The sequence below is a fragment of the Hymenobacter persicinus genome, from assembly GCF_004167665.1.
Lineage (GTDB): Bacteria > Bacteroidota > Bacteroidia > Cytophagales > Hymenobacteraceae > Hymenobacter > Hymenobacter persicinus.
This window is the reverse complement of the sequence record NZ_SEWE01000023.1, coordinates 59955-72455: the sequence shown is the minus strand read 5'-3', so window position 1 is coordinate 72455 and position 12501 is coordinate 59955. Positions and strand designations below refer to the sequence as shown.

Genomic DNA, 12501 nt, shown 5'->3' with positions numbered 1-12501 from the left:
CAGCCCGACGGCAAGCTGCTCGTGGCCGGCGCCCTGATTGAAGCCGGCCTGAGCTACTACACCCGCGGCGTCACCCGCCTGCTGCCCGATGGCGCCCCAGACAACACTTTCAGCGTGGGGCAGGGCTTCAGCAACCCCGTCAAGCATCTGCTCTTGCAGCCCGATGGCCGAATGCTGGCCGTCGGCACTTTCGGCAGCGTCAATACCCTCTCGACGCTGGGCGTGGCCCGCCTGCTGGCCAACGGCACCCCGGACGCCTCGTTTCGGGTGAATCCGCCCACCGTATTTATCCGGGAGCCCCACGCTGCCGTGCTGCAGCCCGACGGCAAGGTGGTGGTAAGCGGCTTTTTCAACAAGTTTTCGGGCGGCACTACGTTCGGCCTGGTCCGCTACCGCCCCGACGGCTCCGAAGACCCCACGTTTGCCAACAGCACCGAATTTACCAACGCCAGCGGCTACGTTCCGCTCTACGGCCTGGCCCTGCAGGCCGACGGCAAGCTGCTGGTCGGGGGCGAATTCAGCCGCTACGGCAGCCAGGACGTGCGTAACCTGATTCGCCTGCAGCCTTCCGGCCAGCTCGACCCCAGCTTCGCGCCCGATCTGAGCTGGCGCCGCCTCGGCGAGGCCACCGTGCAGGCCATCCTGATTCAGCCCAACGGCCGCCTGCTCACCAGCGGGACCATTTTCTCGACCAACATCGGCAGCACCGCTCCCTTCATGGCCCGCTTCCAGCCCGACGGCGCGCCCGACGCATCTTTCTCGGCGCCCATCTTCACCGACCGGACCGGGCCCGCCAGCATCTCGGTGCAGCCCTCGGGGGCCGTGCTGCTCTATGGCTACTTTGCCCGCCTGCGCTTCGGCACGGCTGGTCCTTACGTGGAAAGCCCGCTCGTGCGCATCGACGCCGGCAACGTGCTGGCCGTGGGTGGTCCGCGCAGCCTGGCCCGCACCGAGGCCTGGCCCGTGCCAGTCCACGACGCCCTGCACCTGCGCCTGGAAGCCGCGGCTCAGCCCCGGCAACTGGCCTTAGTAGACGCCCTGGGGCGTACTGTGCGGCAGCAGCCCGTTAGCCAGACCGAGCTGACCCTGCCCGTGGCCGGGCTGCCCGCGGGCGTTTACCTGCTGCGCATCGATTACGCGGCGGGCGTCGTAACGCGCCGCATCGTGGTGGAGTAGGGGCGGCGGCCGAAATTGTAGCTTTCCTAACGCGCCCCACCGGTGCGGCAGCTTTTTTTCCAATCGAACATGAAACTCCGGTACTACTACTTTCTGACGTTGAGCTTGCTGGCTGCCGCCGTGAGCAGCGGCTCGGCGCAAACCAGCGTCCGGCTGGCCCCCGCGGCCCACGCCGAATCGGTGGCCGCCTTCCAGCGGGAGCTGAACGCCGAATACCGCGACCCGGCCCAGTCGCCGCTGCCGGCCGAGGTGCGCGCCACGTTCACGGCCCTGCCCTTCTTTCCGGCCGACTACCGCTACTACGTGGAGGCCACGTTCGTGCGCGACTCGACCTCGGCGCCGTTTAAGATGAAAACTACTGGCCTGCGGGAACCCGAATACCGCAAGTACGGCGAACTGCGCTTCGTGCTGGAAGGCCGTCCGCTGGTGCTGCCCGTGTACCAGAGCCTGGACCTGATGCACAAAGCTGGCTACGAGGATTACCTGTTCGTGCCGTTTACCGACCTCACCAACGGCCACGAAACCTACGGCGGGGGCCGCTACCTCGATTTCCGTATTCCCAAAGCCCGCCTCGTGCCCCTCGATTTCAACCGCGCCTACAACCCCTACTGCGCCTACGCCACCGGCAAGTACTCCTGCCCCGTGGTGCCGGCCGAAAACCGCCTGCCCGTCGCCATTCGGGCCGGGGTACGCAGTGACCATTAGTGCGCGTCGTGAAAAATATCTTCAAGGCGCTATACGATTATTATTGCGGCGGCACTGGGGGAATTCCGTATTTCCGGGCCGTTATGCTGCTGGTTTTGCTTGCCGTATTGTGGGTGAGTTTTCTTGTGTCTTTACTAGGGTATAAAATCTATGCTGAAAACAACCGGGGTGCATTACTTGCCCTGTTCATTTCAGTGTCAATAACGGGCTATGTGGTCGTCGCTAAAATGCTGCCGGAAGAAGTGGTGGCATCTTACGACATGGAAAAATCGGTGCGCAACGGTTATCTGTGCTTGTACGCCCTATTATTGGTGATTTCCTTTTTGCTGCCTTTTATTCCGACAAAATAAGTCGTGGGTTAGCGTAAATCAGGTGAATGATTTTGCCGTGGCAAGCTAAAGCCCTTCCGGCTTCATGCGCCCGGCCGCCTCTGGCCGTATAGGCAGGCTATGCGCTACGTTTCCCTCGACCTCGAAACTACCGGCGGCCACGCCGACCGTCACCAGATCATTGAGCTTGCCGCCGTGGTAGAAGACACGCGCCAAGTGCGGCCTTTGGCCGAGCTGCCCGCTTTTCGGCGGGTGGTGCGCCACGCCGAGTACGTGGGCACGGCCGGGGCACTGGCGTTGAATGCCCGCCTGCTGGCAGAGCTGGCCCGCCAGGACGACAACCCCGAGCTCTGCCTGCCCGCCGAACTGGTGCCCCAGCTGCGGGAGTTTCTGCTGACTCAGGGTTTCAAAGCGGACCAGCACGGCTGCGTGGTGGCCACGCTGGCCGGCAAGAACATCGGTTCCTTCGACGTACCGTTTCTGCGCCAACTACCGGGCTGGGGCACGCTGGTACGCCACGAGCCGGCGTTGCTGGACCCGGCGGCTTTCTACCTGAACTGGCGCAAAGATACCCGCCTGCCCACGATGAGCATCTGCAAGGCCCGGGCCCGCTTCGCCGACCAGACTGTGGCTCACGAGGCCCTGGCCGACGCGCTGGACGTGGTGCAGCTGCTGCGCCTATTCTACGAACTGCCGGTGTATCAGCAGGTGCGAGAGGACGGCGGAATGCTGGCCGGGCACTAGGCTGCTGTTGCGGGGTAGCTTATATTTACTGGCACAATCTGACGGTTGGATTATCCGGCCGGTTCTATCCTTAATTCCGGGGCAAAGCAACCCTATTAGGATTCCGGCGGTCAGGCGTCTGGCCACGCGTGGCCCTGCTCCGGTGCTTCTATCAGACTCGTTTCATTCTTCAGTTACCCGTTTATTTCATGAAAAAAACTCTACAGACGTTGCTGCTGGCCTGCATTGTGGCCGGCGGCGCTGCTCCGGCTTGGGCCCAGACCCTGGACCCCACGTTTGCCGCTGCTACGGGCGTGTATGCCCCCGGCACGGTGTATTCCACCTTCACCCAGGCCGATGGCCGGCACATTGTCAACGGCGTCTTTATCCGCGCCAATGGCACCCCGGTCAGCTCCCTGGTGCGCGTGGAGGCCTCGGGTGCCCTCGACCAGGCCTTTGCCCAGAACGTGGGCGTGACCTCCAACGTGTTTAAGAGCCGGCAGCTGGCCAACGGGCAATACTTGCTCATTTCGGGCAACCATTCTTTGTCGGCCGCGGGTCTGAGCCGCTACGAGCTGCTGCGCCTGAACAGCAACGGCACCGGCGACCCAGGCTTCGACATCGGGGCCGGTGCCTCCATTGGGGGCACTGAGGGGTTCGTTGACGACGTGGACGTGCAGGCTGATGGCAAAATCCTGGTGCTGGGCTGGTTCGACACTTTCTCGGGCAGCCCGGCCAACTTCATTACCCGCCTCAACGCCGACGGCACCCGCGACACGGGCTTTAACCCGGGCCTGGGCGCCAGCGACGAAGTTTTTAGTGCCACCACCCTGCCCGACGGCAAGATTCTGGCGGCTGGCTTCTTCGAGCTGTTCGACGGGCACACCTGCAATGGCCTGGTTCGCCTCAACGCCAACGGCAGCTACGACCCCACGTTTGTGTCGCCCCTGCAGCCGGGCAGCATGGTGTCGCACGTGGTGCGGCAGCCCGACGGCAAGCTGTTGCTCAACGGGGACCTGTACTTGACCAGTGGCTCGGCTACCGGCCAGGGGCTGGCGCGGCTGAACGCCGACGGCAGCCTCGACAACACCTTCGCGCCTTCCGGCTTCCCAGTGGGCAGCGTGGGCTTTTACTACTACAACAACGGCCCGAAGCTCCAGCCCGACGGCAAGATCATCGTGACGGGCTCCTTGGGCTTCGCGCCGGGTGAAGGCGGCAACACCATCGTGCGCCTGAACGCCGACGGCAGCCGGGATGCATCCTTCCAGGTGGGCGCCGGCGCTAACGCGCAGATTCTGTCCGTGGACGTGCTGCCGAATGGGGGAGTCCTGGCGGCCGGCACGTTTTCCGTCTTCAGCACCCGCGACGATTCTCCCCTGGTGCGCCTGACGGCCACTGGCGCCCTGGACCCGACTTTTACCACCACGCTGCAGACGACAGGCAACGTGTTGGCCATGGTGCAACAGGCCGACGGTAAAACGGTGCTGGGTGGCACCATCAGCGAGTTCAACGGGCAGCGCGTGCACCGGCTGGCCCGCCTCAACGCTGACGGTACCCTGGATGCCGCCTTCGCGGCCAATACCGGCATTTGGCCCGGCAGCGTGAGCACGCTGGCCCTGCAGGCTGATGGTAAGATTATAGCCGGTGGCGGCCCGCAGGTAATGCGCTACACTACCACTGGTACGCCGGATGTCACCTTCACCGCCGCCCGGATGGTGCCCGGCGGTGTGAGCCGACTCGCATTGCAGGCCGACGGCAAAGTAGTGGTGGGCGGCACGTACACCAGCGTAAACGGTGTCAGCACCAAGCCGCTGGTACGCCTGACCACCACCGGCGCGCTGGATGCCTCGTTTGCTCCCGCCCTGCCCACCGGCTTCACGAATATAGCCCGCACCGCCGCCCTGCTGGTCCAGCCCGATGGCAAGATTGTAGCTTCCACCTGGCTTCGCCCTACTCTCTCCACAACGCAGGAAAATCACCTGGTGCGCTACCTGAGCACGGGTGCCATCGACAACTCTTTCGATAACACGGCGGCCATCAAGTTCAACTCCTCCGTGGGTCAGGCTATAGCCTTGGTACAGCAGCCCGACGGGGCACTGCTGGTCGGCGGCGACTTCACCAGCTACGGCGGCGTACTCCGCAACCAGCTGGCCCGCGTGACGTCGGCTGGTGCTCTCGACCTCACGTACGTGCCGGCTGCTCAGCCCGCAAGTTCCAGCATTACGTCCCTGGCCATTCAGCCCAACGGCCGCGTGCTGGTGGGCGGCGTGACGGCCAGCACGGGCCTGCTGAAACGCGTACTGGCTTCGGGGCAGACCGATGCCACGTTTGGCACCACTGCTCAGCCTAACGGGCGGGTTAGTGCGCTGCTGGTGCAGCCGAACGGCGCCAGTATGTTGGGCGGCGCCTTCACCACCGTAGCCGGACAGGCCAATGCGACCGTAGCCCGCATCACGGCGCCTAATGTGCTGCACGTAGCGGCTCCGGCAGCCGTGGCGGCCCGCACGGCCGTGTGGCCCGTACCTGCCCACTCGGTGCTGCACGTGCTGCCCGACGCCGCTGCGCACCCGCTGTCCGTGGAGCTGCTCGACGCCCTGGGCCGCCCGGTAGCACAGCGGACTGCCGTCACCGCCGAGCTGGGCTTCACCGTAGCTGACCTGGCCGCTGGCCTCTATACGGTGCGCGTGAACTACGCGGAAGGCGTGGTAGTGCGCCGCGTGGTAGTGAAGTAGCCGAAAGGTTTGTTCATGAAAAAAAGCCCCTGTGCCGAATGGTGCAGGGGCTTTTTTGTGGTTAATAGAATGTACAAGATGAGTTGAACCCGTCCGTCGCCAGTAAGGCAGCTTGGCGAACTCAGGAGGAGTATTATTCGTCGTTTCAGATCCGAACGGGTATTAGCTTACTGCCAACGGCATCACTAGACCAGAGCCAGGACGCGTGATAAGGCTGCATTTATAGCACCCTTATCTGTAGCCGTTAGCGAGATAAGAATCGTTTGGTCGGCAGCAAAAGGTGTCTGGTGACTAGCAGTCCATTTGAAGAGTTAGCCTTAACTTGCTGGGAGTTATATTTTTTCGGTTCCCATGAAAACACTTTTATCCCAGGTTTTAACCTTAGGAGTAAGTTTCCTATTCTTAAATTCTGCCGCTGCCCAAACGCTGGACCCCGGTTTCCCACCCGCGGAATTATACCGTCCAGCTACGGTGCAAGCCGCCGTTAGCCAGCCCGATGGCAAGCGCCTGGTGCTAGGCAACTTCGCCCGCACCGATGCCGGACTGAACACGCCGCTGGTGCGCTATAATGCCGATAACACGGTCGACCAAAGCTTTGCTGCTAACGTGGCGACGCTTCAGGGCTCGTTTCGGAATGTGCGGGTGCTGACCTCTGGCAAACTTCTGCTGATTGGTAGCGGCCCTATCGTCCTCAACGGACTCACCCGACAGAGCATCATGCGCCTTAATGCCGATGGCTCTGCCGACGCCAGTTTTGACGCTGGCGCTGCCAGCCCTGCTACGCGCGTTTCGGCCGTGCAGGCCGATGGAAAAATTTTGCTCGGAGGCACCTTCACGTTCTTCAATGGCGTGGCAGCCAACCGCCTTGTGCGGCTGCTGCCCGATGGTGCGGTGGACCCCGCCTTTAATGGCGGGAACATGCTTGATGACGCGGTGGAGGAAATTACTCTACAGCCAGATGGGAAAATTTTGGTGGGCGGATCCTTCAACGCGCCAGCTGGCATTGCCCGCCTGTTGCCTACCGGGGCTCTTGATAATACGTTCAGTTCCCCCCTTACCACCGATGCGCGCATTGGGTTAATTGGGGTTCAGCCCGATGGCAAAATTCTATTCAGTACCAGTAGATCCAGTTTTCAATTTACGAGCGGTATCAGGGGACGGATCGGGCGGCTGCTTTCCAACGGAGCACAGGATACTAACTTCCTGCTGGATATTAGCGGCGCATCTGGGTCGCAAAACCCGTACGATGCCAACGAATTTAGCCTGCAGCCCGATGGAAAAATTGTGGTTGGGATTGGGGGTGGGTACGGGGGCCAAGACAGTAAGGGATTGATACGAATTCAGCCCAATGGGGCTCTCGACCCGACTTTTACCTCACCGCTAACCTCGCGCTATCCAACTGCAGTCACTGGTATGCAGCGCCAAGCAAATGGACAGCTGCTAATATCTGGAACAGGATTCTGGTTGACCGGGCACCGTGGTGCCGCTTTGCTGCTGAATGCTAATGGCTCTGTTGATGCCGCTTTCAACCCATTGTTGTTATCTAGAGGATCCGTGAGCAGTATGACGCTACAGCCTGATAGGAAACTGGTGGTAGCGGGCGTATTTGATGAGGTGAATGGGGTTCGAGCCAACAATGTGGCACGCTACAACATTGATGGCAGTATTGACGCAGCCTTCACCGGGCAAGCGGCTACCAACGTAGAGGTACGCCAAGTTGGATTGCAGCCTGATGGCAAACTATTACTGGCAGGATATTCCGCTACTACTGCGGCTGCTACGGCCTACCCCGCGCTAATTCGCCTGCTACCCACTGGGGCTGTCGATAATACTTTTCAGTGCTCGGCAGAACTAGTTGACCGTTTTGTGCTGCAGCCGGATGGCCGGATTATAACAAGTGATACGTATGATGTTCGCCGTCTGCTTACCACTGGGCAAGTAGATAATACTTTCCAGGGAAGTTCTGATGGACCAGTCTACGCTTTGGTACTTCAGCCCGATGGAAAGCTACTGTTGGGAGGCTACTGGTCTACTTTTAAAGGGACGTTGAAGCGGTCAATCGCACGTCTGCAGTCTGATGGTCAACTTGACCCCACTTTCTCTTCTCCTCTTCAAACCAGCTTCACTTCGAATGTAGACGAGTTGTTGCTGCAGCCAGATGGGAAAATTTTGGTGGGAGGCCATTTACTGTCATTCAACCAATTTAATCTCTTTCGGCTGCTACCGGATGGGGCCGTTGACAACACGTTTGCCGTCAGCAACTACGAATTTGTTCGCGGACTAGCCCTGCAGCCCAACGGCCGGGTACTGGTAGCTGCCTACAACAATGGCCTGCAACGGGTACTACCCGATGGCCAGCCGGACCTCGCATTCAGCGCGACCTTCGACGCGGACGTGGAAGACGTGTTGGTGCAGCCTGATGGCAAGATTGTGGTCGGGGGCTATTTCGGCAGCGTAAACGGGCAGCGTGCCCTGGGGCTAGCTCGTCTGACAGCCCCAAACGTGCTACGTACTGCTACCAGCGTGGTCAACCTGCCGACGGAGATATGGCCTAACCCGGCGCACGAAGCGCTGCAGGTAAAAATGGATGGCACTGCGCACCCCCTTCGCCTTGAACTGCTCGACGTGACGGGCAACGTGGTACGCACTCAGGCGGCAACTCTGCCTCTGGTAAGCCTGCCGGTCGGTGATCTGACGCCAGGGGTGTACCTGCTCCGGGTAACGTACGCCGCCGGGCAGGTAGTAAGACGCGTCATGATCCGGTAGTCCAGCAACCCGCTTTGATGCAGAAAGGGCGACTCATCTGAGCCGCCCTTTTTATTTCGTGCAAATAAATGAGCCGTTTACCAGCTGCCGCTGGCCCCGCCGCCCCCGGAGCTGCCGCCCCCGAAACCGCCGAATCCGCCGCCACCTCCGCCGCCGAAGCCACCCCCAAACCCTCCGCCGAAGCCGCCGCGGCCCCCGCTGAAGTCGCCGAAGATGATGGGCGGAATCATGCCGCCGCCGAAGCCGCCGCTACGCCGCCCGCCGTTGCCGCCCCCGCGGCTGCGCAGGATGATAAACAGCACCAGCGCGGCAATGATGAGCCAGAACTTCCAACCCGACCCACTCGTGTCCGCATCGTCGCGGGTGGCGGGGGCCTGGTCGGCTTTGTACTCACCTTTGGCCAGGGCAATGAGCTCGTCGGTAGCCAGGTTCAGGCCCTGGTAGTACTGCTTTTCGCGGAAGGCCGGGACGATGGTATTGGAGATGATGCGCTTGGCCAAGGCATCCGGAATGGCACCTTCCAGGCCGTAGCCGGTCTGGATGCGGGCCCGGTGCTCCTGCTCAGCTACCAGCAGCAGCACGCCGTTGTTGGTGCCTTTCTGCCCGATACCCCAGCTTTCGTAGAGCTGCTGGGCATAGTCGGCAATTTCGTAGTCGCCGAGCGTGGGCACGGTCACGATGGCAATCTGGGAGGAAGTGGAGTCGTTGTAGGCCACCAGCTTGTCTTCCAAGGCCTGCACCTCATCGGGCCGCAGCATCCCGGCCAGGTCATTGACGAGGCGGGGCGGGTTGGGGCGCGGGGGTAGATTCTGGGCCAGGGCCGGGCGCAGCCCGCCGACGACCAGCACAACCAGCAGCAGGAGCCGGAGCCAAAGGCCGCGGGGCGGCAAAAAGGGGAGTGTTGTCATACGCGCGGCGGCTTGGCGTCGCCAAACGAGATGGTGTCGTCGAGTTCGTTCTGGTCGGTGGTGGCGTCGTAGGGGAAGTTGCGCTTGAGCTGCTCGCCCACCATCTTGATGCCGCGCTCCAGGCCCAGCACAAACTTGCCGATGCGGAACTGCTCGAGTACCGCTTCCTTGGTAATTTCCCAGAACTCATCCGACACGACGGAGTTAATGCCCGCGTCGCCGATAACGGCAAACTGTCGGGTGTCCCAAGCCAGGTAAAACAGCACGCCGTTGCGCAGGGCCGTTTTGTGCATGTTGAGTTCGGCAAACACCTGGGCGGCCCGATCCAGGGGCTCGGGCGTGGGGCAGGTGTCTTCCAGGTGCACCCGGATTTCGCCGGAGGTGGTAGTTTCCGCCTGCCGGATGGCGGCCACTAATGCCGCTTCCTGCTCGGGGGTAAGAGGATTGTTCATGGCAATGGTTTTTGGGAGTTCATTTTTGGTTTTTGGCTTCGGCCAGTCACGGCCGAAAACCAAAAACCAGAAGCCAAAAACAAGCTTAGAACTGAACCGTCGGCGCCTTCTGCGAGGCCGCGTCGGCTTCGAAGTAAGGCTTCTCCTTGAAGCCAAACATGCCGGCAAACAGGTTGTTGGGGAACGACTTGATGTAGCCGTTATAGTCGTTGGTGACGGCGTTGAACTTGCCGCGCTCCACGTTGATGCGGTTTTCGGTGCCCTCAATCTGGGCCTGCAGCTCCTGGAAGTTGGCGTTGGCCTTCAGGTCGGGGTAGTTTTCCGACACGGCCAGCAGCCGGCCCAGCCCGGCGCTAACCTGGCTCTGGGCTTCCTGGAATTTCTGCAGGTTTTCGGGCGTGAGCTGGTCGCTCGAAATCTGCACGCTAGTAGCCTTGGCGCGGGCATTAATTACGTCGGTCAGGGTCGACTTTTCGAAGTTGGCAGCCCCTTTTACGGTGTTCACCAGGTTCGGAATCAGGTCGGCGCGGCGCTGGTAGCTGTTTTGCACGTTGGCCCACTGCGCCTTCACGGCTTGGTCTTTCGACACCATGGAGTTGTAGCCGCAGGAGGACTGCGAAAGCAGAATGACCAGGCCCGCGAAGTAGAGGAGAAACCGTTTCATGTGGAAGGAAATAGGATGGAAGGGAAAAAAGGAAGGAGAAAGCAAAGGAAGGGCGAAAACCCGGACGGCCCGTGGCTGGTTACGACGGGCCACCACCCGGTGCGCTGCAAAGTACGCATTCGGGTCGTTGCGGTTGTGCCGGGGCTCACTCGACAATGATTGATTACTTTGCGGACTTACGCTAGCGTTGCTGTTCATGAAAGCTGTTATTCCTGTTGCTGGTATTGGGTCGCGGTTGCGGCCCCACACGCACACCCAGCCCAAGTCGCTGGTGCCCGTGGCCGGCAATACCATTCTGGGTCACATCATCGACCGGCTGCGGGCGGCCGGCATCGAGGAGTTCGTCTTCATCATCGGCTACCTGGGCGAGAAGATTGAGAGCTACGTGCGCCGGCAGTATCCCGAGCTGCGCGCCACCTTCGTGGTGCAGGAGCCGCGCGAGGGTATCGGCCACGCCCTGTGGCTGGCCCGCGACACGTTTCGCCACGACCAGGATGGGGTGCTCATCATGCTCGGCGACACCATCGTGGACGTGGACCTGCCCCAGTTGCTCCAACTGCCGGGCAGCATCCTGGCCGTGAAGGAAGTGAAGACCCCAAGCATGTTTGGCCTGGTTGAAACCAGCCCCAGCGGCCGGGTGACGAAAGTGGTGGAGAAGCCGCGCATTCCGAAGTCGAACTACGCCCTGGTGGGCCTCTACAAGATTGCCGACCCGGCCTGGCTGGCCTCGGCCCTGGAGCGCCTGATTGGGCAGGACCAGCGCACCCACGGCGAGTTTCAGCTCACCGATGCCCTGATGCTGATGATCAACGACGGGGCCCAGATGAGCACCGCCCCGGTCGACAACTGGTTTGACTGCGGCCGCAAGGAAAGCCTGCTCGAAGCCAACGCCCGTCTGCTGGGGCGGCCCGAGTTTCTGGAGCGCCACTACCCCGAGTTTCCCGATACCATCATCATTCCGCCCGTCAGCATCGGCAAGGACTGCCAGATTTCGCACTCCATCATCGGGCCCAACGTGGCCATCGGCGACCGGACCATCGTCAAGAACACGATTCTGAGCGACTCCATCATCGGCTCCTACTCCGAGCTGCGGCAGGCCGTCATGCACGACTGTATCGTGGGCTCCGACGCCTCGTTCCGGGGCCTGAACCATAGTTTGAACATCGGTGATAACACCGAAATCGATTACAGCTAGGCCGTTGGCTGTTCTTATGCATGTTGTTTACTAACAGCTGCTTTCTGCTCAGGAAGTAGCTGTTAGCTTTTGTGCAGCATCTAGTTGTCGTAGCGGAACCAGGCGTACCAGTGGGTGTCAAGCTGGTGCCAATAGGGCATAGGGGCAAAGTTGACCGTGGGTTTAGCGCCGGTGGAGGAGTAAGCAAAGCCCCAGAAAAAAATGCTTTCTTCACCGCCCCGCGTGAAGAGGATAGTGCTGTCCGGTAGCACCTCGTAGTATCTGATGAAGCCCGAAAGAGACTGGGTCGGTGAGAAAAGTTGAAGGCCTTCGGGCTTGTGGTGGGGTCGGATTTCAGCCACGAACTTGTCCAGTTGTCTCTGCTGACTTTTAAAGATTAGGTAATCACCGGCGCGTTGGAGGGTATCGAAGGCCGCGAAGCACAGCAGTATGATTCCCCCGGCTACCAGGAGATAAAGAATCAGGGCAGTACTACTATCCCGGGCACGGAATATCAAGATAATGGCGGTGATTACCACGCACATAAAGGCCAGAAAGTCCAGCAGGAAGGAATGATTGCGGGACATCAGTAACAACTGAACATAAGGGAAGCACAGGCTGGAAACGAATAGCAGGAAGGTTTTGCTTTTGGGCATGCGGGATTAGAAATAAGTAGCGGAAAAGTGGATAAGCAGGCGCAGAGCGCAAACAACAAAGCCCGGATTGCCAAGCAATAAAGCTGAACGGTCGGGTTGTTTTCGCAAGCGGGGCGTTGGCCAAGGTAGCGGGGCTTCCGGCTTTGTGGCACAATTTTGTCGGGGCAACTGGCCCCGCGGAACGCATCGGAACAGGTCTATATGCGGATTATGCCG

General features: G+C 60.8%; 11 protein-coding genes. 7 read left to right on the top strand and 4 right to left on the bottom strand.

The genetic code is table 11. The annotated features are described in order from the left end of the window. The 6 genes from EWM57_RS12305 to EWM57_RS12280 form a co-directional block, all read left to right on the top strand. The coding region (locus EWM57_RS12305; protein WP_129921451.1) for a T9SS type A sorting domain-containing protein at nt 1-1176 on the top strand (1176 nt) is incomplete at its 5' end. A gap of 69 nt (nt 1177-1245) precedes the next feature. After that, nucleotides 1246-1881 (top strand): DUF1684 domain-containing protein, encoded by a 636-nt coding sequence (locus EWM57_RS12300; RefSeq protein ID WP_129921450.1) that lies wholly within the window; start codon nt 1246-1248, stop codon nt 1879-1881. A gap of 8 nt (nt 1882-1889) precedes the next feature. Continuing rightward, the gene (locus EWM57_RS12295; RefSeq protein ID WP_129921449.1) at nt 1890-2231 is read left to right on the top strand and encodes a hypothetical protein; all 342 of its coding nucleotides are present in this window, start codon (nt 1890-1892) and stop codon (nt 2229-2231) included. Nucleotides 2232-2330: 99 nt separating this feature from the next. Continuing rightward, the gene (locus tag EWM57_RS12290) at nt 2331-2954 is read left to right on the top strand and encodes an exonuclease domain-containing protein (RefSeq protein WP_129921448.1); all 624 of its coding nucleotides are present in this window, start codon (nt 2331-2333) and stop codon (nt 2952-2954) included. A gap of 188 nt (nt 2955-3142) precedes the next feature. Beyond that, a complete protein-coding gene (locus tag EWM57_RS12285) occupies nt 3143-5665 on the top strand; it encodes a T9SS type A sorting domain-containing protein (RefSeq protein ID WP_129921447.1) in 2523 nt (840 codons plus the stop codon). 351 nt (nt 5666-6016) lie between these two features. Next, nucleotides 6017-8431, top strand: coding sequence for a T9SS type A sorting domain-containing protein (locus tag EWM57_RS12280; protein WP_129921446.1), 2415 nt, complete (start codon nt 6017-6019; stop codon nt 8429-8431). A 77-nt stretch (nt 8432-8508) separates the two neighbouring features. Here the strand turns inward: EWM57_RS12280 and EWM57_RS12275 are convergent, their stop codons facing one another. From EWM57_RS12275 to EWM57_RS12265, 3 genes are all read right to left on the bottom strand, one after another. Beyond that, nucleotides 8509-9339 carry a TPM domain-containing protein gene (locus EWM57_RS12275; RefSeq protein ID WP_129921445.1) on the bottom strand — a complete coding sequence of 277 codons (831 nt, stop codon included), beginning with the start codon at nt 9337-9339 and terminating at the stop codon, nt 8509-8511. Next, on the bottom strand, nt 9336-9791 hold the full coding sequence (locus tag EWM57_RS12270; RefSeq protein WP_129921444.1) for a TPM domain-containing protein: 456 nt from the start codon (nt 9789-9791) through the stop codon (nt 9336-9338). Before EWM57_RS12270 ends, EWM57_RS12275 begins: the two co-directional genes overlap by 4 nt. Nucleotides 9792-9876: 85 nt before the next feature. After that, on the bottom strand, nt 9877-10455 hold the full coding sequence (locus EWM57_RS12265) for a LemA family protein (RefSeq protein ID WP_129921443.1): 579 nt from the start codon (nt 10453-10455) through the stop codon (nt 9877-9879). A 196-nt stretch (nt 10456-10651) separates the two neighbouring features. On the opposite strand from EWM57_RS12265, the gene EWM57_RS12260 reads away from it, so the two are divergent. Further along, entirely contained in the window at nt 10652-11650 is a 999-nt protein-coding gene (locus EWM57_RS12260) for a sugar phosphate nucleotidyltransferase (protein ID WP_129921442.1), read from the top strand. A gap of 80 nt (nt 11651-11730) precedes the next feature. On the opposite strand, the gene EWM57_RS12255 is transcribed toward EWM57_RS12260, so the two are convergent. Further along, nucleotides 11731-12285, bottom strand: a complete 555-nt coding sequence (locus EWM57_RS12255) for a hypothetical protein (RefSeq protein ID WP_129921441.1) — start codon at nt 12283-12285, stop codon at nt 11731-11733. Between the last annotated feature and the right edge of the window lie 216 nt (nt 12286-12501).